The following is a 21,432-nucleotide window of genomic DNA, read 5'->3' as shown; positions in this document are numbered from 1 at the left end:
ACGGCACACGACGTGCCCAGCACCGCCAGAGGAAACCATTGGTAGGCGGGCATCACTCGAAGCCTCTAGCAGGGATATCCCTGGCGATGCCCGCAGTCGGGTGCACCCAGCACCCGCGACCAGGCAATGCCCGCCGTACCCAGCGCGCCCGAGCGGAATACGCCGCGGATACGCAGCGCCCCTCGGCAATGCAAAAGCCGACACAGCAATAATCACAGGGGTGACGTTCAATCCGAAGCTGTGGCGCCCCGTTCCGGGATTCGAGAACCTGACCGACATCACCTACCACCGGCATATCGAGCAGGGCACGGTGCGGGTCGCATTCGACCGGCCTGAGGTGCGCAATGCGTTCCGCCCGCATACGGTCGACGAACTCTATCGGGCACTCGACCACGCCAGGATGACTCCGGACGTCGGCGCGGTGCTGATCACCGGGAACGGTCCGAGCCCCAAGGACGGCGGCTGGGCCTTCTGTTCCGGCGGCGACCAGCGCATCCGCGGACGCAGCGGCTACCAGTACGCCAGCGGAGACACCTCGGACACCGTCGACCAGGCCCGCGCGGGCCGGCTGCACATTCTCGAGGTGCAGCGGCTGATCCGTTTCATGCCGAAGGTGGTGATCGCGCTGGTGAACGGCTGGGCCGCGGGCGGCGGCCACAGCCTGCACGTGGTCTGCGACCTCACCCTGGCCAGCCGTGAGCATGCCCGCTTCAAGCAGACCGACGCCGACGTGGGCAGCTTCGACGGCGGTTACGGCAGCGCGTACCTGGCCAAGATGGTCGGCCAGAAGTTCGCCCGCGAGATCTTCTTCCTCGGCCGCCCATACACCGCCGAGGAGATGCATCAGATGGGCGCGGTGAACAAGGTCGTCGACCACGCCGAACTGGAAGACGTGGCTCTGGAGTGGACCGCCGATATCAACGGCAAATCCCCGCAGGCGCAGCGCATGCTGAAATACGCGTTCAATTTGCTGGATGACGGGCTGGTCGGCCAGCAACTTTTCGCGGGCGAGGCGACGAGGATGGCCTACATGACCGATGAAGCCGTCGAAGGCCGCGACGCGTTCCTGGAGAAGCGCAAACCGGACTGGGCCCCTTACCCCTGGCACTTCTGACATGGACATCCTCAGCAGCAGAATTATCCTGCGTCCGGCGGACTACGCGGCCACGCTCGCGTTCTACCGCGACGGGCTGGGGCTGGGCATCGCGCGGGAGTACCCCGGCGGCACGGTTTTCTTCGCGGGACAGTCGCTGATCGAGGTGGCAGCGCACGGCGGCTCGGGCAACTCTTCGTCGTTCGAGGGAGCCATCTGGCTCCAAGTCCGCGATCTGTCGGTTGCCGCCGCGGAGCTGGCGCTCAAAGGCATCGCGATCGACCGGGCCCCCGTCGAGGAGCCATGGGGCCTGGTCGAGATGTGGGTGCGCGATCCCGACGGCGTGCCGATCGTCTTCGTCGAGGTCCCGCCTTCGCATCCGATCAGGCGGGATTCCCGCTGGTCACCGACCTGACATCGGTTCCATTCGGTAGTTCGGCGGGCCATGCCGAGTTGCCAACGCGGCAACCGGCGAGGACGATAACGCTCAGACGGCCACCGACCGCCGACGTCCGGGTGGCCGTGTCCGCGTCCCGTCCGACGAGTGAATCGCAGTCCCGATGCCAGTCGTACCCGAGCCCAGATCCGTCCGGGTGGCCGCTCCGCTCCCGCGCCACCCCGGCAAACCGACCCGTTCCGCGTGCGGCGACGCGGGCATGACACGATCCCTACCGTGAGGGAGCGCAGCGAGCGAGCCATGGGCACAGCGGCTCTGGGCACGACCGAGCCGGGCGAACGGCGAGGCGCGGTCATGAGCGAGCGCAGCGAGGCGCGGTCATGAGCGGTCAGGCCCGGAGGAGGCAGCGGAGCGTGACCACGGAGGGCTCCGCTCATGCCGGAATGGACACGGCATGAGTAAGACACTGCGAACCTTGCCGATGCCCTCCGGATCGGGTCTCGGCGACGTCATGCCGCACCTTCGGCAGGCGCTGGAAGGCAATGGGGCCGCATGGCTGCCGATTCCGACCAGTGACCGGCGCGAGGCGAGGCGCCTGAGCGATGCGCTATCGCCGGGCGAACCGATTGGTGACGAAGTCGCCTTGGTCGTGACCACCTCCGGCACCACCGGCGTGCCGAAAGGCGCGATGCTGAGCGCGGCGGCCCTGCGCGCCAGCGGCACCGCGACACACGATCGGCTCGGCGGGCCGGGCACTTGGTTGCTGGCCCTGCCCACCCATCACATCGCCGGCATCCAAGTGCTGCTGCGCGGCATCCTGGCGGGCACCGAACCGACGGTGCTGGACGTGTCCGGCGGGTTTCTGCCCGAAGCGCTCGCGGGCGCCATCTCGGGCATGCGCGGCGAGCGCCGGTACACGGCCTTGGTCCCGACCCAGTTGATCAAGGCGCTCGACGCGCCGGTAGCCGCCGTGGCGCTGGCCGAGCTCGACGGTGTGCTCATCGGCGGCGCGGCGACCCCGCTTCCGGTGTACGAGCGCGCACGAGCGACGGGCATCAACGTGGTGCGCACCTACGGCATGAGCGAAACCTGCGGCGGTTGCGTGTACGACGGCGTACCGCTGGACGGTACGAAGGTGCGGATCGAGGACGGCCGGGTGGTGATCGGCGGCGCGATGATCGCCTCCGGCTACCGCAATCAGCCCGACCATCCGGCCTTCGCCGAACCGGGCTGGTTCCGCACCGAGGATGCGGGCACGTTCGACAACGGCAGGCTCACCATCACCGGGCGGCTCGACGAGGCGATCACGACCGGCGGCCTGCTGGTGATCCCGCAGGTGGTCGAGGCGGTGCTGAGCACCCATCCCGCGATCAGCGAGGTGGTGGTGGTCGGCCTGCCGGACGAACGGCTCGGACAGCGCGTCGCCGTCGCGGTGGTGCCCACCGCCGGCGCGACCCCGACCCTGGCCGAACTGCGCGAATACGTGATCGATGAACTGGACGCCATTGCGGCCCCGCGCGAACTGGCCGTGCTCGAGGAGATCCCGCTGCGCGGCCCGGGCAAGCCCGACCGTGCCAAACTCCGCGAATACCTGATGGCCGACTAGCCTCGACCCATGGCATGACGCAGTGGCCTGTGCGCCGCCGCTACCGGCTCAGTAAACGTCGCGGACGTAACGCTTTTCGGCGACCAGCTGCTTCTTGAAGGCCAGCGCGCCGGCCTCGTCGAGCTTGCCGTGGACGCGGGCGATCCGCAGCAGCGCATCGTCGACGTCCTTCGCCATGCGGCTGGCGTCGCCGCAGACGTAGAAGTGGGCGCCCTCGCGTAGCCAGGACCACAACTCGGCGCCGTGCTCGATCATGCGGTGCTGCACGTAGATCCGCTCGCGCTGGTCGCGGGAGAAGGCCAGGTCGAGCCGGGTCAGGAAGCCGGAGCGGAACATGTCCTCCAGCTCGGCGCGGTAGTAGAAGTTGTGTGCCGCGTGCTGATCGCCGAAGAACAACCAGTTGCGCCCGGTGCAGCCGAGGGCCCTGCGCTCCTGGAGGAACCCACGGAACGGCGCGATGCCGGTGCCCGGCCCCACCATGATCATCGGTGTTGTCGGGTCGGTGGGCGGACGGAAATGTGGCGCCCGCTGTAGGAAGATCGGCACCGCCGCGTCGGCGAACTCGGCGCCCGCCCGGTCGGCCAGGAAGGTCGAGCACACCCCGCCGCGCCGCGCGGCCGAGCCGGTGGCCGCGGGGTCGCCGTAGCGGACGATGCCGACGGTCAGCTCCACCTCATCCGGGCTGACCAGCGGGCTCGACGAGATCGAATACTGCCGCGGCTGCAGCTTCTTCAGCGTGCCCAACCACTCCACCAGATCCGCCCGTACCGGAAAATCGCGCAGCACATCGACCACATGCCGGTCCCACAGGTAGCCGGCCAGCTCGTTGCGATTGTCCCTGCGCAGCAGCTTGGCGAGCTTGCCGCTGTGATTGCGCTCGGCGAGGAAGCCGAGCAGGTCTTGGCTGACCTTGGTGATGTCGTAGTGCGTTTGTAGCGCCTCGGCGAGCGGTAGTTCACGGTCGTCGATCTCGACGACACGGCGACCGTCCAGACCGGTGGCGGTCAGCCATTCGGTGACCAGCGAGGTGCAGTTCACCGGCCAAACGCCCAGTGAATCGCCCACCTCGTATCCGGCGTCGAGACCGCGCAGAGCGAACCCGAACCGGCGCACCTCTTTGGGCGAATCTCCCGCCGACAACAACTCGTTGCGCAGCAGTGGCGCGCGCAGCGGCGCGCTGCGGGTGAACGGCGCGGGCGCGGTGCGCGCGCGGCCGAGTGCCGGCGCTGCGGTCGGCCGTTCCATCGTGGCTACCGCACCACCGCGGGTTACCGTGCCCAGTGAGCCGTTTCCGGCGCGTATCGGAAGATCGAAGGGGGGGCCGGGCTCGCCGGACGGCCCGTCACCGAGCACGGCGAGCACGTCATCGAGCCAGCGTTCGGCGGCGTCCTGGTAGTCGGGTTCGCTGTCGACGCGGGGGAGCAGCCGCGTCGCGCCCAGGTCGGCCAGCTTCCGGTCGAGTTTGCGGCCGTAGCCGCAGAAGTCGTCGTAGGACGAGTCACCGAGAGCGAATACCGCGTACCGCACACCGGTCAGCCGCACGGGGCTCTCGGCCAGCCGATCCCAGAAATCGGTTCCGTTGTCCGGCGGTCCGCCGTCGCCGAACGTGCTGCTGACCACCAATACGTCGCCGCTGATCGCGCCGACGTCGCAGGAATCCAGGTCCAGCAGCCGCGGCGCGAAGCCGCCCTCGGCCAGGCGAGCAGCGGCCTTGGCGGCGAATTCCTCGGCGGTGCCGGTCTGCGAAGCCCACAGCACAGTGATCGCGCGCGCGACGTCACCCGTGCTCGGCGCGGTCACCGGAACTGCCGTGTCGCGCGAGTACATACCGGCGAGCAGGCCGTCGACCCACAGCCGGCTCTGCGTGGACATCGGCGCCGCCTCCGGAAGCACCGGCTGCCCGGTCACCGGAAGTGCTTGCAGCGCGGCCAGATAGCCGCTGAGGTAGATCCGCTCGATCTCACTGAGCGTGGGTGCGGTGCCGCTGTCGAGCCCGAGCACGGCCGCCAGCGGGTGCGCCGAATCCATGGTGGGCAGCGCGGCGGGCGTCTCCGGTTGCGGCACGGCGGCGACCCGGCGCAACGCAACCGCGCACGCCTTGAACTCCGGTTGCAGCGACGCCGGGTCGACCGCGTCGTTGGTGACCGCGTTGATGGTCAGGTATTCGCCCTGCTCGTCGTTCCAATGGAACGGCACGAAGCAATCGCCCTGGCGAACCCGGTCGCTGACCTGTACCGGCAGTACGGCCCGGCCGCGGCGCGAGGCGATCTCGAGCTGGTCGCCTCTGCGCAGGCCGAGGCGCTCGGCGTCGGCCGGATGCACTTCGACGAACGGTGCGCCGTTCAGCTTGGTCAGCTTGTCGATCTTGCCGGTCTTGGTCATCGTGTGCCACTGGTGCTGCAGGCGGCCGGTGTTGAGCAGGAACGGGTAGTCGTCGTCCGGCATCTCCCGCGGCAGCATGTGCGGCCGCGGCCAGAACACCGCGCGGCGGCTCGGCGTGGCGAAGGCGAGCCGGGGCTGATGGCCGTTCTCGTCGACGAACAGCGTCTGGCTGACCCCGTCGTTGCGGTACCGGATCGGATTGCGCCTGCGCTCGGGCTGCGCGCACGGCCACTGCATCGGGCCATCGCGCAGCGCCTCGTAGCTCACGCCGCGCAGGTCGTAGCCGGTGGCGGGATTCGCAAACCGCTTGATCTCTTCGAAAATCTCGGCGCTGGAGGCGAAGTCGAAGCCGGGGAAGCCCATCGCGGTGGCGATGTCGGCGATCAGCCGCCAGTCCGGCCGCGCGTCGCCGGTGGGCGGGACCGACTGCTGGAGCAGGGTGAGATTGCGTTCGGAATTCACCATCACTGCATCGGCTTCCGCCCACAGCGTCGCAGGCAGCAGCAGATCGGCGTAGGCGTTGGTCGCGGTCTCCGTGTAGGCGTCCTGGGCAATCACCAGGTCGGCGGCCTCCAGGCCCGCGATCACCGTCTTGCGGTTCGACACGGTGGCGACCGGATTGGTGCAGATGATCCACGCCGCCTTGATCGATCCCTCGGCCAGACCGCCGAACATCTCGACGGTGCCCGGCCCGGCCTCGGTACGCAGCGAGCCGGCTTCGAGGCCCCACTCGGTTTCCACGAACGTGCGGTCCTCGGCGGAGAGCACGCTGCGTTGACCGGGCAGACCGGGCCCCATGTAGCCCATTTCGCGCCCGCCCATCGCGTTCGGCTGGCCGGTGAGCGAGAACGGCCCGCTGCCGGGACGGCAGATGGCGCCGGTGGCCAGGTGCAGATTGCACAGGGCGTTGGTGTTCCACGTGCCGTGCGTGGATTGGTTGAGGCCCATCGTCCACAGCGACATCCACTCACCCGCCGCGCCGATCCACTGCGCGGCGGTGCGGATGTCGGCTTCGGCGAGTCCGGTGATCTCGGCGACCCGCGCCGGCGGGTAGTCGGCCAGGAACTCAGGCATCGCGTCCCAGCCCTCGGTGTGTTCGGCGATGAAGTCGGCGTCGATGTCGCCGTTGTCGACGAGCAGGTGCAGCAGCCCGTTCAGCAGCGCGAGGTCGGTGCCGGGAGCGATCTGGAGGAATAGGTCGGCACGCGCGGCCGTGTCGGTGCGGCGGGGGTCGACCACGATGAGCTTCGCACCCGCCTTGAGCCGGTCGGCCATGCGCAGGTAGAGAATCGGATGGCAGTCGGCCATGTTCGCGCCGATCACGAAGAACAGATCGGCGTGCTCGATATCGTCGTAGGAGCCGGGCGGCCCGTCCGCGCCGAGTGACTGCTTGTACCCGGTCCCCGCGCTGGCCATGCACAGTCGCGAATTCGCCTCGATGTGCACGGTGCGCAGATAACCCTTGGCGAGCTTGGTCGCGAGGTATTGCGCCTCCAGCGACATCTGCCCCGAGACGTACAGGGCGATCGCGTCCGGGCCGTGCTCGTCCAGGATCGTCCGCAACTGGGTGGCCGCCTCGTGCACGGCCTCGTCGACGGGAAACGGAACCGGGACCTGGCCACGCTCCGAGCGCCGGTAGGCGGTCTCCATCCGACCGGAGGACTGCATCATCTCCGCGTGCGTCGCACCCTTCGTGCACAGCCGCCCCGCGCTCGCCGGGTGCAGCTTATCGCCGCTGACCTTGGCGATCACCGGGTTGCCCGCGGCATCGGAGCTGGTCTGCACCGTTATCCCGCAGCCGACGCCGCAGTACGAGCACGCCGTTCGGGCGATGCCGTCGCTGCGGCCGGTCACTGCGTCAGACATGCCTTCGATCATGCGGACCGCCGATTGCGCCGGATTTACCCCGCGTTATCGGCAGGTGACATTCCTCCTCACCGCGCCGAAATCCGGCGGTGAGGTGTGATCGGGGTCTCCGGCTCAGCCGAGTTTGTACGCGCGATGCAGGGCGACGACGCCGCCGGTGAGGTTACGCCACTTCACCGACGACCACCCATCGGCCGCGATCCGCATCGCCAGCCTGCGCTGGTTCGGCCAGTCCGGGATGGATTCGGCGAGGTAGACGTACGCGTCCGGATTGCTGCTCACCACACGCGCCACCTTGGGCAGCGCCTTCATCAGGTACTCCAGGTACAGCGTGCGGAACACCGGGACGACGGGCGTGGAGAACTCACACACCACCAGCCTTCCGCCCGGCTTGGTCACCCGCAGCATTTCCCGCAGCGCGACGTCGGTGTCCGCGACGTTGCGCAGCCCGAACGAGATGGTCACCGCGTCGAAGGAGTTGTCGGCGAACGGCAGCGCCATCGCGTCGGCCGCCACCATGGGCACGCCCCGGAACCGGCCCGCGTCGAGCATGCCCTTGGAGAAGTCGGCCGCGAGGCACCACGCGCCGGATTTCCGCAGCTCCAGGGTGGAAACGCCGGTCCCGGCCGCGAGATCGAGCAGCCGCTCGCCCGGTCGCAACGCGAGCGCTTTACGGGTCGCCCAGCGCCAGTAGCGATCCTGCCCCGCGGAAATCACCGTGTTGGTCAGGTCGTATCGCCGGGCGACGCCGTCGAACATCGACGCGACCTCACGCGGCTGTTTGTCCAACGAGGCCCGGTTCGATTGCGTTTTCGCCACGCCACGACCCTAGCCCGCGGCCCGGCACGAACGAGCAAGCCACGACGATACGTCCGTCACGTCCGATCGCGGTCTCAAGCCGTATGCGGCAAGCGGATCCGCGTCCCGGTCACCTCGGCGTAGTGACCCATCAGCTGACCGCAGATAGCGGGCCAAGTGCGTGAAAGCACCGACTTCCGTGCCGCGTTCGCGAACCGGGTCCGCAGCGCCGGATCGTGCAGCGCTCCCACAGCGCTGGGCAACAGTTCGCCGAACCGATCCACCGGAAGGAGGTAGCCGTTGCGACAGTGCGCGATCAGATCACGCGGACCGCCCGCGTCCGGACCGATCACCGGTACGCCCGACGCCAGCGCCTCCTGCACGCCCTGGCAGAACGTCTCATGCTCGCCCGCGTGCACCATCACGTCCAGGCTGGCGTACGCCTGGGCCAGCTCGTCGCCGCCCAGCTCGCCCGTGAACACCGCGGTCGGCATCATCCGGGCAAGCCGCTGGCGCTCCGGCCCGTCGCCGACGATCACCAGCTGGATGTCCGGGTCGGCGGCGAGCACCGCGAGCCGCTCGACGTGCTTCTCCGGCGCGAGCCGCCCCACGAAACCGACCAGCAGCCGCTCTCGCCCACAGAGCCAGGCGTCGCGCAACGCGGCGGATCGGGCGCTCGGCGTGAAGCGTGCGATATCGACACCGCGGCCCCACCGGTGCACGCGGGGGATACCGTGTCTGACCAGGTCCTCTGCCGCGGCCCGGGAAGGGGCGAGGGTGCGGGTGGCGCCCTCGTGGATGCGCCGGGTCCATCCCCAGGCCGCCCGGCTCGCCAGCCCGAGCCCATAGCTCTTCGCGAAACCGGCGACGTCGGTCTGGTACACCGCCACAGTCGGCAGGTCCAGACGCAGCGCCGCGCCGAGGCCGCCCGCCCCGAGCAGGAACGGCGAGGCCAGATGGACCACGTCGGCGTCGAAGTCGTCGATCGCCGAGACGATGCCCGGCTGCGGCAGGCCGACGGGCAGCGAACTGACCTTCGGAACCATGACCGCCGGCACCCGGTGGACCGGGAACCGTTCGTAGCTGCGCGGTGCGGCGGGTAGCCCCCGCGTGGTGTCCGGCGCGATGATCAGTGCGTCGTGTCCGTGCCGGTCCAGGTGATCCAGCACCCGCAGCACGGAGTTGACGACGCCGTTCATATTCGGCAGAAACGACTCCGCGACGATCGCTACTCGCACGCCCCCAGCCTGACCGCTGCACCGCGCCGCGCCGTCACGCCGAAGTGAAGCGCATGGAAAGTTCCGGCGAACTGTCGGGGCCGCAAGTCGCCGGCAACAGCCCTCGGCCGGCCACACCGGAGGACTCAGCCGACCGGCGTCGGCCTGCGCCCGCTCGCGCGGTGCAGCAGCCACAACGTCGGCAGCGCGAGCAGCCAGACCACCACGATGACCGACAACGCGGGAGGAATCGCGACGCGCACGTCGCGGCCCTCCACGCGTACCAGGTCTGGGTCGCTGCGGCTGTACTCCACGCGGATGCGCTCGCCCGCGGTGAGGTTGGTCGGATACAGCACGCCGACCTTCGGATTGTGCGTCTCGCCATCCGGTGTGACGTACATTACGGCCGAGCGCAGCTTCCCCGCCGAGAGCACCTCGGCGGTGGTGCTGCCTTTGTCGGAGCTGATCAGGTAGTCGTTGCGCCACGCGGCCAGCACCAACAGCCCGACGAGCACGCTGACCGCCGTCGCGGCGATCAGCACGCCTATCCTGGCCCGCCGCAGGCGGATCGGCCGCCTGGTGGACTGGCTGGTTTCCGACACCGCCACAGGCTACCGACCGGCTCGGATACGGTGGCGGCCATGTCCCGAAAATTCAGCTTCACCGTGCCCTACACCGTCCCGGTCGAAGATCTCCACCGGGCAATAACCACCGATGACGTCTGGCAGGCCCGCTTCGCCGACGCGCCGACCGCGACGCTGCAGGTGTCGCATCCCGACGGCGCGGGCACCATCCGCGTCCACATGACCGAAAGAGCCGCGGAGGACAAGATTCCCGCGCTGGTGCGCAAGGTGCTCAAGAGCGAGCTCACCTTCTCCCGCACCGACAACTGGCAGCCCCTCGCCGGTGAGGTCGCCAAGGGCACTTTCGAGGCAGGTACCAGCGGTATCAACACCGCCATGTCGGGGACCTACGAAATACGTTCCACCGCGGAAGGTTCCGAGATCGAGGTGGCCGGGACGGTGCGGGTGAAGGTGCCCCTGGTCGGCGGCGCCATCGAGCCGCTCGCCGAACAGTTGCACCACCGCGTGCTCAACAGCGAGCGCAAATTCATCGAGGAGTGGCTGACCGCCGAGCCGACTGGCTGACGAATCCGGTCCGTTGTTTGCCCCAGCGCGAGCCGGGGCAACGTCCTGGGCAGGTGCTACGCGAAGTCCGGGGAGTACTCCTTGGGTTCCACGAGGACCAGCCAGTTCCCGGAATTGTCTCGAATGATCGCCTCGGTCCTATAGAGCCGCTCGGCGGGCGGTTGAACGAACTCCACGCCTTTGCCGGTGCGTTCCTCGAAGGACTTCTGGCAGTTCTCGGTGCGCAGACCGAGCGAGCCGTGCGTGCCGTTCGCCAACGCGCCGGACGGCGTCGGCGTAGTGCTTTCCAGCGGCGGTCCGGGGAGCATCAGCGTGATCTCCAGCTCCCGGTGTGCGGGATGCGCGACCGTGACCCACCGGAAGCCGTTGTCACCCATCGTGACGTCAGCGGTCTCGATGAATCCGAGCTTGTCGATGTACCTAGGCGAACGGCTGTCGTTCGTCGAAGCGCAGGGACGTCCGGCCCGCCAGCCGCCAAGCCCGCGCGGTCAGGTCGACGTCCTCGTCGGTGACCAGGTTGCCCATCACGCGAACCGCCGTGCGCTGCAGGTACTTCGAGCGCATCACCGGAGGGCCGCCGAGCGGAACCATCCGCGGATGGGTGGCCAGACCCGCGATCCGGCGCGCGACCGAGAAGGTGCGCCCATAACGTGTGCGCAGCAGCCGCGGCCAGATCGTGGTGAGATCGGGCTCGTCCAGCAGGTCGGCCAGCATATGGCCGCCTTCCAGGCCGTAGTCGATGCCTTCGCCGTTGAGCGGGTTCACGCAGCCCGCGGCGTCGCCGACCAGTACCCAGTTGCGTCCCGCGACGTTCGAGACCGCGCCGCCCATCGGGAGCAGGGCCGAGGCCACCGCGCGCAGCGAGCCCTCGAATTGCCATTCCTCGCTGCGCAACGCGGTGTAGTGCGCCAGAAGGGGTTTCAGCGCGATGTGCGAAGGCCGCCGCTCCGTGGCGAGCGACCCGACGCCGATGTTCACCTCGCCATTGCCGAGCGGGAACACCCAGCCGTAGCCGGGAACGAGCGCACCGGAGGCGTCGCGCAACTCCAGATGCGAGGTGATCCACTGGTCGTCGCTGCGGCCGGACTTGATGTAGGCCCGCGCCGCGGTGCCGTAGGCGAACTGCCGGTGCCAAGTGCGGCCGAGCAGGCGCCCGATCGGCGAGCGCACTCCGTCCGCGACCACCAGCGTCCGGCAGGTGATCGTCCGGGTGCCGTCAGCCGTGCGCACCGTCACGCCGCTGACCCGATCGCCCTCGCGGGTGACGTCGACCACCTTCGTTCCGTCCACCATGCGCGCGCCGGACTTCACCGCCGTCTCGCGCAGCTTGTCATCGAGTTCGGTTCGCGGAACGGCGCTTCCGTAGGTCGGGAAGGAACCGCCGGGCCAGCTCAGCAGTGCCTCGCGTCCGAAACCGGCCATCCGGAGACCGTGGTTGACGGTGTGCGCGCGCACCCACGCGCCGAGGCCGAGCTGCTCCAGCTCCGCGGTCGCGCGCGGAGTAAGTCCGTCACCGCAGGTCTTGTCCCTGGGAAACACGGCGGAGTCGATGAGCACCACGTCCCGTCCCGCCCTGGCCGCCCAAGCGGCGGACGCCGAGCCCGCCGGGCCCGCACCGACGACCAGCACCTCGGCCCGGCTGGGCAACACGTCTTCGTCGCCGCCCGCGGGAGTCACTTCCGGTGAACCCATGCGCTCCATACTCGCAGGGCCGTCTCGTTCCTGTCGACGGCGGTCGAGCTCGGCCCGATCACAATGAACGGCGACAGGACTGATACATCGCAGAGTGACGGTGTTCATGGGCCATCGGCCGGGGACACGCTAGGTTCTCTACCGTGGGGTCGGACGCATCGCTGGGAGAAGAAATGAGCAGATCGGCCATGAGTGAGCGCAGCGAGCGAATCATGGACGCGCACGGCGGCGCCGTGAGCACGGTGGTGGCCGGGGTCGATCTCGGCGACGACCAGCTCGCCGCGACGGTGCGCGGCGGCCTGGAGAAGGTCGAAAAGCTCCTGGTCGACGAGTTGTCCGACGGTGCGGAATTCCTCCAGGAAGCCGCGCTGCACCTGGCCAGGGCGGGCGGCAAGCGGTTCCGGCCGCTGTTCACCATCCTCACCGGTCAGCTCGGGCCGCGTCCGACGGATCCCGACTTGATCACCGCGGGCACCGTGGTCGAGCTGGTGCATCTGGCCACGCTGTATCACGACGACGTCATGGACGAGGCCCCGATGCGCCGCGGCGCGCCGAGCGTGAACTCACGGTGGGGCAACAACATCGCCATCCTCGCGGGCGACTACCTTTTCGCGCACGCCTCCCGGCTCACCTCCACCCTCGGTCCCGATGCCGTCCGCATCATCGCCGAGACTTTCGCAGAACTCGTCACCGGTCAAATGCGCGAGACCATGGGCGCCCGCGAGTCCCAGGACCCGGTCGAGCACTACCTGCGCGTGGTGTGGGAGAAGACGGGTTCGCTCATCGCCGCCGCCGGACGCTTCGGCGGCACCTTCTCCGGCGCCGACCCTGAGCACGTCGAGCGACTCGCTCGCCTCGGCGACGCGGTCGGCACCGCCTTCCAGATCTCCGACGACATCATCGACATCTCCTCGGCCTCCGAGCAGTCCGGCAAAACGCCCGGCACCGACCTGCGCGAAGGCGTGCACACCCTGCCCGTGCTGTACGCGCTGCGCGAAGAGGGCGCCGACGGCGACCACCTGCGCAAGCTGCTCGCCCGCCCGCTGGAAACCGACGAGGAGGTCGCGGAGGCGCTCGACCTCCTCGCCCGTTCCCGCGGCATGGTGCTGGCCAAGGAAAAGCTCCAGGGCTACGCCGATCTCGCCCACACCGAGTTGTCCGCACTGCCCGACGGCCCCGCCAACGACGCACTCGAGCGGTTGGTCCGCTACACCATCGAACGCGTCGGCTGAGTTTTTGGCCGCGCGGGCGCGGCGGGTTCGCGGCCCCTTTGTGGCTCGCGTCCGAGCGACCGCCGCTGGCGACTTCGTCGCGGACGCGGCGGCCGCTCGGACGCGAGCCGGGCCGCGAACGGGGAATGCTCGGTCTCGCTGCGCTCGAAAGCGGGGGTGGGGCCGGAGTGGTTGCGTGGCGAAGCAAAGGCGGTGTCCAGCGGTGCTTCGGGCGGATGAGCTCTGCTGCGCGGGGATCCGGTCTTCGGGCACGGCCAGCCGTGGCTTCGCGGATCCGATGGATACCTGTTCGGTGGTACTTGGGCGGTGACGGCGTCGTGCAGGCGGTACCTGCGGCGCGTCGTCAGGGAGAGCGTCGCATCCCGTGGCATGCGACACACCACAGCAAACTATCCCGTCGGTCGGGAACCTCTATTCGGGCTCCAACCGTTGACCTTGTGCAACGCAATCGACGAAATGGTGACGCCGATCAGAGTCGAGGCGGACGTGACAGCTGATTTCATGAGCACATGGGTAACTCGCCGGGTACGCCCAGAACTCGAGCGGCACCCAACGCAGGCCCTGAACGCAAACCTCGGGTCACCCGACTGGTACGGCCTAAAGACTCGGAGAGGCGGGAGAGGGAGGCGGGTCAGCACATGCACAGCTATGCGAACGGACTGAAGACCTTCGGGCTGATGGTGGGCCTCTCGGCCTTGATCGTGTTCGCAGGTGCGCTGTTCCGCAGCCCGACCATCCTGGTCATCGCGATCCTGCTCGCGGTCGGTATGAACGCGTACGCGTACTTCAGCAGCGACAAGATCGCGTTGAAGGCGATGCACGCGCAGCCGGTCAGCGAACTGGAGGCGCCGGTCATGTACCGCATCGTGCGCGAGCTTGCCACCACCGCCCGCCAGCCGATGCCACGGCTGTACATCAGCCCGACGAACGCGCCCAACGCATTCGCCACCGGACGAAGTCCGCGGCATGCCGCGGTCTGCTGCACCAGCGGCATCCTGCAGATTCTGGACGAGCGGGAATTGCGCGCCGTGCTCGGCCACGAGCTCTCCCACGTCTACAACCGCGACATTCTGATCTCCTCGGTCGCGGGCGCGCTCGCGGCGGTCATCTCGGGTCTGGCCAATCTGGCCTTCTTCGCCTCCATGTTCGGCGGCAATCGCAATGGCGGGGGCCCGAACCTGCTGGGTGTGCTGCTGGTATCGCTGCTCGGTCCGATCGCCGCCACCCTGATCAAACTGGCCGTTTCTCGTTCGCGCGAATTCCAGGCCGACCAGTCCGGGGCCGAGCTCACCGGCGACCCGCTGGCCCTCGCCTCCGCCCTGCGCAAGATAGAGCGCGGTGTCCACAGTGCCCCGCTGCCACCGGAACCCCGGTTGGCGTCGCAGTCGCACCTGATGATCGCCAACCCGTTCCGTCCTGGTGAGCGGGCGGCGCGCTGGTTCTCCACCCACCCTCCGATGACCGAACGCATCGCCCGGCTCGAGGAGATGGCGGGCGGCCCACGCCGGTACTGACGTCCCCGCGCGGCGGGCGGGCGAACTCAGCCGACAAGGTGTGCTCGAGCGCGGCGCGGACCCTGACGACCGCAGGCGCACCATCGTCGCCATCGCGGCGGCGAGCACCACACCAACGAGGACGGCGTCTTTCCCGCTCTGGCCCGGTTGCGGCCCGAGCTCGCGCCGGTGCTGGAGCGGCTGCACCGCGAACACGGCGCGGTAGCGGCGGCACTGACCGAGCTACGCGCGCTGCTCGCGACGGTGGAACCGGGCGACGCGACTCGGCTGCGCACCGAATTCGACCGCCTGGCAACGGAATTGGAAACCCACTTCAACTACGAGGAAGACACCCTGGTCGAAACGCTGAACGCGGCCGACCCGGCCGCGCTGCGGCCTGGCGGTCAGCGGTAGTTGACGAACTGCAGCGCGATCCCGAAATCATCGCCCTTCAGCAGGGTGATGACGGCCTGCAGATCGTCGCGCTTCTTGCTGCTCACTCGCAGCTCGTCGCCCTGGATCTGCGCCTTCACGCCTTTGGGACCATCGTCGCGGATCTTCTTCGAGATCTTCTTCGCATGCTCGGAGTCGATGCCCTGCACCAGCGAGCCGGTGATCTTGTACACCTTGCCGGAGGACACCGGCTCGCCGGCGTCGAACGCCTTCAGCGAGATGTCCCGGCGGATCAGCTTCTCCTTGAACACCTCGAGCGCGGCCTTGACCCGCTCCTCCGCCTCCGCGGTGAGCACGATCTTGTCCTCGCCGGACCATTCGATCGACGCGCCGGTACCACGGAAGTCGTAGCGGGTGTTCAGCTCCTTCTCCGCCTGATGCAGGGCGTTGTCGACCTCCTGCCGGTCGACCTTGCTCACCACATCAAAAGACGAATCAGCCACGCTGCACTCCTGTTCTGACGGTACGACGAGTCATCTGAACCGGATGCTTCCGGCCATCGTCAGTTCTACCCGGCAGGCCCGAGATTAGTCGCGCCGCATGCCCGATAGCCAGCCGGTTTGCATTCGGGGTGCGGGTTCGATGTATTCTGCTCAGCGCGCAGAAACAATGCGCGAACGGCAGGTTGCCCGAGCGGCCAATGGGAGCAGACTGTAAATCTGTCGGTGAAAGCCTACGTAGGTTCGAATCCTACACCTGCCACTCCGCTCGATAGGCGAGCCCTGTACGCAGAAAGCGCGTACAGGGCTCGCTTCGTTATGTCCTGTGGGGGTGCAACCCCCACGCCCCGCCCGGCGGGGCTTCGCCCCCCGGACCCCCCTTCTAGTGGTTGCGTTTGGTCGGCGGTGTCCAGGTTGTGTTGTGGGTAGGCCAGTGATTGGTTGGCTGCGTATGTTCGGCTCTCGGGCGTGCATCGTCGATCGCTTTTCGCTGCTCGGCCGTTCGCTGGGACCGACGCGAACACCCAGCGCCGCAGGCGCTGGACAGACCAACACAGCCGCGCCCGCGCGGCCAAAAATACCATCCTGACCACACGGTTTGGTGGTGAGACCGGTGAGTGTGTAACCTCGTTCAAGACTTCACCGCACTGGGGTCGTGTGTTTGGGGCCTCGGTGCGGGAGTAGTCATGCCCCCTTAGCTCAGTCGGCAGAGCGTTTCCATGGTAAGGAAAAGGTCAACGGTTCGATTCCGTTAGGGGGCTCGCCGGATTGCCGGTGGTGACCGACTCGGCATCGCTCCCGTAGTTGCGGGTTGGGCTGGCACCATGGCAATGCGACGCCGTGGCGGTGTAGCTCAGTCGGTAGAGCAAACGACTCATAATCGTTGTGTCGCCGGTTCAAGTCCGGCCATCGCTACCACAACCGATCAAGCCCATCAGGTACCGGAAAGAAGGCATATCGTGGCCGCGAAGTCCACCGATGTCCGGCCAAAGATCACCTTGGCCTGCGAGCAGTGCAAGCACCGCAACTACATCACCAAGAAGAACCGGCGCAACGATCCGGATCGGCTGGAACTGAAGAAGTTCTGCCCGAACTGCGGCACCCACCGGGCGCACCGCGAATCCCGCTAGTTCCTGCACGCGTGAACTACCGCGTGAAATGGCACCGGGAGTCGCATCCCGGTATCTCGGGCCGTGATACCGCGAGGGCCGGACATTAGTCCGGCCCTGACGCATTTTCACGGTGTGGGTGCGGTGGTGAGCGCTCCACCGACTCCGGGGCATCGGGGTCAGATAGGTACAGTCCTCCCGTGACAATCAACACCGGTACAGACGAAGCGGTCCAGGCGGGCGAGGCGCTCGACCCCTCGGCCAACGCCGCGGCGATGGTCGGTCACCACTACCGCGTCGACGACTACTACGAGGTCGGCCGCGAGAAGGTGCGGGAATACGCACGCGCCGTGCAGGACTACCACCCGGTGCACTGGGACGAGGACGTGGCGCAGGAATACGGCTACGACAACCTGCTCGCGCCGATCACGTTCATCTCCCTGGTCGGGATCCTGGCCCAACGCAAGCTGTTCGAAGAGGTCGTCACCGGTTACGACCTCAGCCAGATCATGCAGACCGACCAGATCCTGGAGTTCCACCGCCCGATCAAGGTCGGCGACCAGCTCACCTGCGACGTCCACCTGCATTCGTTCCGGCAGGCCTTCGGCGGCGACATCATCGTGACCAAGAACATCGTCACCGCGCAGAACGACGAACTGGTGCTCACCACCTACACCACTCTCGTCGGCCGCAGCGGTGCCGACATCGACCCGAACCTCAACGCCGCCGTCCGCAACGTGCTCATGCACGGCATCGGCGAGGACGCGCCGGGACACCACCCGCGCAGTGCAGCAAACGCGACACAGACGCCCGCACCGGTCGCCCCGGAAGGGGTGCGCATCAAGCACGCCATCCGCTTCGAGGACGTCTCGGTCGGCGACGAGCTGCCTCCGCGTACTGTCCGGCTCACCCGTGGCGACTTGGTGAACTACGCGGGCGTCTCCGGCGACGCCAATCCGATCCACTGGAGCGACGAGGTCGTGAAGCTGGTCGGCCTGGACAACGTCGTCGCGCACGGCATGCTGACCATGGGCCTCGGCGGCGGTTTCGTCTCCTCATGGCTCGGTGATCCCGGCGCGATCAAGGAGTACAACGTTCGCTTCACCAGCCCGGTCTATGTGGGTACCGACGAGGCCGCCGAGGTCGAGTACACCGGTAAGGTGAAGTCGGTCGATCCGCAGGCCAAGACCGCGGTTGTGGCCATCGTGGCGAAGTCGGCGGGAAAGAAGATCTTCGGCCGCGCGACCGCGACGGTGCAACTGGTCTGACCTGGTCGGCCGACCCTGACTGGCTAATGCCGCGCACGGTGACGTACACTCAGGTTTCTGGGGTCACCAGCCGCTGCGCGCTGCTCTGTAGGGCTGGTTCCAGGCGGTTCGTTGCGGATCGCCGACGGGGCCGGCAACTGCCGGAGTGGCGCGCGTGTTGTGTGACACCAGGACATAACTGAACATCGAAGCGAGGTTGGACAACACCACCCCGTCCGACCGAAGGGGCGTAGCTCAACTGGCAGAGCAGCGGTCTCCAAAACCGCAGGTTGCAGGTTCAAGTCCTGTCGCCCCTGCCCTGGATGCCAGCGACGAGAGAGGATCGACGTGGACGAGCGGGACACTCGCCGCGGCGCGCATGCCGACGAAGGCGATGGCACCGCCGCAGCGACTCGGCCGAGCGGCAAGCGGTCCGCCCGGCGGACTCGCACTGCGTCATCCGCGCAGACCGACACGGGTGCGATCGCCACGCTCGACCGTCCGTCGCGGAAGGCAACCAAGACAACCGATCGGGCCGAACGCAAGTCGGGTAATCCGCTCAAGCGTTTGATCAAGTTCCTGCGTGAGGTCATCGCGGAACTGCGCAAGGTGATCTGGCCCAACCGGAAGCAGATGGTCACCTATACGAGCGTTGTTCTGGTGTTCGTGATTTTCATGGTCGCGTTCATCAGCGGGTTGGATCTGGCGTTCATCAAGGGTGTCAACTGGCTGTTCGGCTAGCTGAACGACGCCGACGCCACTAGCCGATCCCGGGGCGGACACGGGCGGAACCACTTTCGCCGCGCGCCCGGCCCGGCACGCAGAGGATGTACGTGACGACACAGGAAGCGAGTGCCCCAGTGAGCACCCCGGAGAACGACACACACGACAAGTTCCCGGCCGACGACGCGGTGGCCGAGCCCACCGACTCTGTCGAGGAGTTCGCGACCGACGAGTCCCCGGTCGAGGAATCGGAGCCCGCTGAGTCCGCCCCTGTCGATGCCGAGCCCGCCGATCCGGTCGCCGAGATGAAGGCAGCGCTGCGGCGCGCCCCCGGCGAGTGGTACGTCATCCACTCCTACGCGGGCTATGAGAACAAGGTGAAGGCCAACCTCGAGACCCGCGTGCAGAACCTGGACCTGGAGGACTACATCTTCCAGGTCGAGGTACCTACCGAGGAGGTCACCGAGATCAAGAACGGGCAGCGCAAGCACGTCAACCGCAAGGTGCTGCCCGGCTACATCCTGGTCCGGATGGAGCTCAACGACGAGTCGTGGGGCGCGGTGCGCAACACCCCCGGTGTGACCGGATTCGTCGGCGCCACCTCGCGCCCCTCGCCGCTGTCGATCGACGACGTGGTGAAGTTCCTCGTCCCGGCCTCGCAGCAGCAGAAGAAGCCCGCCGCGGCCGCCGCTGCGACCACCGAGGCCGCGGGCGGCGAGGTCGCGCCGAAGCCGGTCATCGAGGTCGACTTCGAGGTCGGCGAGTCGGTGACGGTGATGGACGGGCCGTTCGCGACGCTGCCCGCCAGTATCTCCGAGGTCAACGCCGAACAGCAGAAGCTCAAGGTGCTCGTGTCGATCTTCGGCCGCGAGACCCCGGTCGAGTTGGCGTTCACCCAGGTGGCGAAGATCTAGATCAGTTCTGTCAGCGGCGGGGTGAGTCTGCCCGGTCGAGGATCGCAACACCAGACTTGCAAAGAGCAAGGACACCAAACACCTAGGAAAGAAAGATGCCCCCCAAGAAGAAGAAGCTCGCCGGGATCATCAAGCTTCAGATCCAGGCCGGCCAGGCGAACCCGGCCCCTCCGGTCGGCCCCGCGCTCGGTCAGCACGGCGTCAACATCATGGAGTTCTGCAAGGCGTACAACGCCGCGACCGAGTCGCAGCGTGGCAACGTCATCCCGGTCGAGATCTCGGTGTACGAGGACCGGTCCTTCGACTTCAAGCTGAAGACCCCGCCGGCCGCCAAGCTGCTGCTCAAGGCCGCGGGCGTGCAGAAGGGCTCGGCCGAGCCGCACCGCAACAAGGTTGCCAAGGTGACCATGGAGCAGGTGCGCGAGATCGCCAAGACCAAGCAGGAAGATCTGAACGCCAACGATATCGATCAGGCGGCGAAGATCATCGCGGGTACCGCGCGTTCGATGGGCATCACCGTCGAGGGCTGAGCGCACTCGCTCCCTGGTGGGAGGGCCGGCCAGGCCCGATAACCACGTCTGAACCACACACAAGGACAGAGAATCATGGCAAAACGAAGCAAGGCATACCTCGCCGCGGCCGAGAAGGTCGATCGCGCCAAGCTCTACTCCCCGCTGGCCGCCACGCGCCTGGCGAAGGAGACCGCCAGCACCAAGACCGATCCGACCGTCGAGGTCGCCGTGCGTCTCGGTGTGGATCCCCGCAAGGCCGACCAGATGGTCCGCGGCACCGTCAACCTGCCGCACGGCACCGGTAAGACCGCCCGCGTCATCGTGTTCGCGGCGGGCGAGAAGGCCGCCGAGGCCGAGGCCGCCGGCGCCGACGCCGTCGGCGCCGAGGACCTGATCGAGCGGATCCAGGGTGGCTGGCTGGACTTCGACGCCGCGATCGCCACCCCGGATCAGATGGCCAAGGTCGGCCGCATCGCGCGTGTCCTCGGCCCGCGCGGTCTGATGCCGAACCCGAAGACGGGCACGGTCACCACCGACGTGACCAAGGCCGTCAACGACATCAAGGGCGGCAAGATCAACTTCCGCGTCGACAAGCAGGCCAACCTGCACTTCGTCATCGGCAAGGCGTCCTTCGACGACACCAAGCTGGTGGAGAACTACGGGGCCGCGCTGGACGAGATCCTGCGCGCCAAGCCGTCGACCGCCAAGGGCCGCTACGTCAAGAAGGTGACGGTCTCGACGAACACCGGACCGGGCATCCCGGTGGACCCGAACCGCACCCGCAACCTCCTCGAAGAGGACGCGTAAGCAGCACCTGAACACCACCGCAACGGCGGGAACGCTTTTCGCGTTCCCGCCGCTGCGCGTTTCTGGGAATGTCCCACGCTATCCTCGCATTCGAGCTCGTAAGGGGACATGGACGCACACACTCGGTTGGCGTCGAAAGGTCGACCAACGGTGCCGAAAGCGGTTAGGGAAGCGCTGGAGTTGCAGGTTGGCGACCACGTGCTCTTCCGGGTCGAGGGGCTGGTCGTGGTGCTCGCACGTATGCCCGATCTACTCGAGTTGGCGGGTATGTGCCAGTACCGCCCGAGATTCGCGGGAAGTCTT

Annotated in this window: 20 protein-coding genes and 4 tRNA genes; 17 read left to right on the top strand and 7 right to left on the bottom strand. The window is 67.7% G+C overall.

The window, feature by feature from the left end; all coding sequences use genetic code 11:
* Positions 1-220: 220 nt before the first annotated feature.
* The 3 genes from OHA40_RS12385 (at position 221) to menE (ending at position 3,096) form a co-directional block, all read left to right on the top strand.
* Complete coding sequence (locus tag OHA40_RS12385) at positions 221-1,114, top strand: 1,4-dihydroxy-2-naphthoyl-CoA synthase (RefSeq protein ID WP_330233191.1); 894 nt, start codon at positions 221-223, stop codon at positions 1,112-1,114.
* A 1-nt stretch (position 1,115) separates the two neighbouring features.
* Positions 1,116-1,508, top strand: coding sequence for a VOC family protein (locus tag OHA40_RS12380; RefSeq protein WP_330233190.1), 393 nt, complete (start codon positions 1,116-1,118; stop codon positions 1,506-1,508).
* Positions 1,509-1,944: 436 nt separating this feature from the next.
* Positions 1,945-3,096 carry an o-succinylbenzoate--CoA ligase gene (gene menE, locus OHA40_RS12375; protein WP_330233189.1) on the top strand — a complete coding sequence of 384 codons (1,152 nt, stop codon included), beginning with the start codon at positions 1,945-1,947 and terminating at the stop codon, positions 3,094-3,096.
* Between the two features lie 48 nt (positions 3,097-3,144).
* Here the strand turns inward: menE and OHA40_RS12370 are convergent, their stop codons facing one another.
* The 4 genes from OHA40_RS12370 to OHA40_RS12355 all read right to left on the bottom strand — a co-directional run bounded on the left by OHA40_RS12370 (position 3,145) and on the right by OHA40_RS12355 (position 9,961).
* On the bottom strand, positions 3,145-7,344 hold the full coding sequence (locus tag OHA40_RS12370; protein ID WP_330233188.1) for a bifunctional nitrate reductase/sulfite reductase flavoprotein subunit alpha: 4,200 nt from the start codon (positions 7,342-7,344) through the stop codon (positions 3,145-3,147).
* A 114-nt stretch (positions 7,345-7,458) separates the two neighbouring features.
* Positions 7,459-8,103, bottom strand: coding sequence for a demethylmenaquinone methyltransferase (locus OHA40_RS12365; protein ID WP_442944040.1), 645 nt, complete (start codon positions 8,101-8,103; stop codon positions 7,459-7,461).
* Positions 8,104-8,237: 134 nt separating this feature from the next.
* On the bottom strand, positions 8,238-9,380 hold the full coding sequence (locus tag OHA40_RS12360; RefSeq protein ID WP_330233186.1) for a glycosyltransferase family 4 protein: 1,143 nt from the start codon (positions 9,378-9,380) through the stop codon (positions 8,238-8,240).
* 125 nt (positions 9,381-9,505) lie between these two features.
* The gene (locus tag OHA40_RS12355; protein WP_330233185.1) at positions 9,506-9,961 is read right to left on the bottom strand and encodes a DUF3592 domain-containing protein; all 456 of its coding nucleotides are present in this window, start codon (positions 9,959-9,961) and stop codon (positions 9,506-9,508) included.
* A gap of 39 nt (positions 9,962-10,000) precedes the next feature.
* On the opposite strand from OHA40_RS12355, the gene OHA40_RS12350 reads away from it, so the two are divergent.
* Positions 10,001-10,507, top strand: a complete 507-nt coding sequence (locus tag OHA40_RS12350; protein ID WP_330233184.1) for a DUF2505 domain-containing protein — start codon at positions 10,001-10,003, stop codon at positions 10,505-10,507.
* Between the two features lie 56 nt (positions 10,508-10,563).
* Here the strand turns inward: OHA40_RS12350 and OHA40_RS12345 are convergent, their stop codons facing one another.
* Positions 10,564-10,923 (bottom strand): VOC family protein, encoded by a 360-nt coding sequence (locus OHA40_RS12345; RefSeq protein ID WP_330234142.1) that lies wholly within the window; start codon positions 10,921-10,923, stop codon positions 10,564-10,566.
* Positions 10,924-10,927: 4 nt separating this feature from the next.
* Positions 10,928-12,199 (bottom strand): geranylgeranyl reductase family protein, encoded by a 1,272-nt coding sequence (locus OHA40_RS12340; RefSeq protein ID WP_330233183.1) that lies wholly within the window; start codon positions 12,197-12,199, stop codon positions 10,928-10,930.
* Between the two features lie 188 nt (positions 12,200-12,387).
* Here OHA40_RS12340 and OHA40_RS12335 point away from each other — a divergent pair, with 188 nt between their 5' ends.
* The 3 genes from OHA40_RS12335 (at position 12,388) to OHA40_RS12325 (ending at position 15,338) form a co-directional block, all read left to right on the top strand.
* Positions 12,388-13,431 carry a polyprenyl synthetase family protein gene (locus OHA40_RS12335; protein WP_330233182.1) on the top strand — a complete coding sequence of 348 codons (1,044 nt, stop codon included), beginning with the start codon at positions 12,388-12,390 and terminating at the stop codon, positions 13,429-13,431.
* Between the two features lie 638 nt (positions 13,432-14,069).
* Positions 14,070-14,945, top strand: a complete 876-nt coding sequence (gene htpX / locus OHA40_RS12330; RefSeq protein ID WP_330233181.1) for a zinc metalloprotease HtpX — start codon at positions 14,070-14,072, stop codon at positions 14,943-14,945.
* A gap of 147 nt (positions 14,946-15,092) precedes the next feature.
* Entirely contained in the window at positions 15,093-15,338 is a 246-nt protein-coding gene (locus OHA40_RS12325; protein ID WP_330233180.1) for a hemerythrin domain-containing protein, read from the top strand.
* Here OHA40_RS12325 and OHA40_RS12320 read toward each other — a convergent pair.
* Positions 15,329-15,820 carry a YajQ family cyclic di-GMP-binding protein gene (locus tag OHA40_RS12320; protein WP_330233179.1) on the bottom strand — a complete coding sequence of 164 codons (492 nt, stop codon included), beginning with the start codon at positions 15,818-15,820 and terminating at the stop codon, positions 15,329-15,331. The genes OHA40_RS12325 and OHA40_RS12320 overlap by 10 nt on opposite strands.
* 176 nt (positions 15,821-15,996) lie before the next feature.
* Between OHA40_RS12320 and OHA40_RS12315 the strand changes: the two genes are divergently transcribed.
* The 10 genes from OHA40_RS12315 (at position 15,997) to rplA (ending at position 21,129) form a co-directional block, all read left to right on the top strand.
* Positions 15,997-16,079: transfer RNA gene (locus OHA40_RS12315), tRNA-Tyr, on the top strand.
* Between the two features lie 426 nt (positions 16,080-16,505).
* A tRNA-Thr gene (locus OHA40_RS12310) sits at positions 16,506-16,578 on the top strand.
* 81 nt (positions 16,579-16,659) lie between these two features.
* Positions 16,660-16,735: transfer RNA gene (locus tag OHA40_RS12305), tRNA-Met, on the top strand.
* A gap of 41 nt (positions 16,736-16,776) precedes the next feature.
* The gene (gene rpmG, locus OHA40_RS12300; RefSeq protein ID WP_011211653.1) at positions 16,777-16,947 is read left to right on the top strand and encodes a 50S ribosomal protein L33; all 171 of its coding nucleotides are present in this window, start codon (positions 16,777-16,779) and stop codon (positions 16,945-16,947) included.
* A gap of 185 nt (positions 16,948-17,132) precedes the next feature.
* Positions 17,133-18,194: a fused (3R)-hydroxyacyl-ACP dehydratase subunits HadA/HadB gene (locus OHA40_RS12295; protein ID WP_330234141.1), complete on the top strand. Its 1,062-nt coding sequence runs from the start codon at positions 17,133-17,135 to the stop codon at positions 18,192-18,194.
* Positions 18,195-18,417: 223 nt separating this feature from the next.
* Positions 18,418-18,490, top strand: a tRNA-Trp gene (locus OHA40_RS12290).
* A gap of 31 nt (positions 18,491-18,521) precedes the next feature.
* The gene (gene secE / locus OHA40_RS12285) at positions 18,522-18,914 is read left to right on the top strand and encodes a preprotein translocase subunit SecE (protein WP_330233178.1); all 393 of its coding nucleotides are present in this window, start codon (positions 18,522-18,524) and stop codon (positions 18,912-18,914) included.
* A gap of 119 nt (positions 18,915-19,033) precedes the next feature.
* Positions 19,034-19,810: a transcription termination/antitermination protein NusG gene (nusG, locus tag OHA40_RS12280; RefSeq protein ID WP_330234140.1), complete on the top strand. Its 777-nt coding sequence runs from the start codon at positions 19,034-19,036 to the stop codon at positions 19,808-19,810.
* 95 nt (positions 19,811-19,905) lie between these two features.
* On the top strand, positions 19,906-20,340 hold the full coding sequence (rplK, locus tag OHA40_RS12275; protein WP_330233177.1) for a 50S ribosomal protein L11: 435 nt from the start codon (positions 19,906-19,908) through the stop codon (positions 20,338-20,340).
* Between the two features lie 75 nt (positions 20,341-20,415).
* On the top strand, positions 20,416-21,129 hold the full coding sequence (gene rplA, locus OHA40_RS12270) for a 50S ribosomal protein L1 (protein WP_330233176.1): 714 nt from the start codon (positions 20,416-20,418) through the stop codon (positions 21,127-21,129).
* The last annotated feature ends 303 nt before the right edge of the window (positions 21,130-21,432 follow it).

It is taken from the genome of Nocardia sp. NBC_00508 (assembly GCF_036346875.1).
GTDB lineage: Bacteria > Actinomycetota > Actinomycetes > Mycobacteriales > Mycobacteriaceae > Nocardia.
This window is presented reverse-complemented; position numbering and strand designations above follow the sequence as displayed.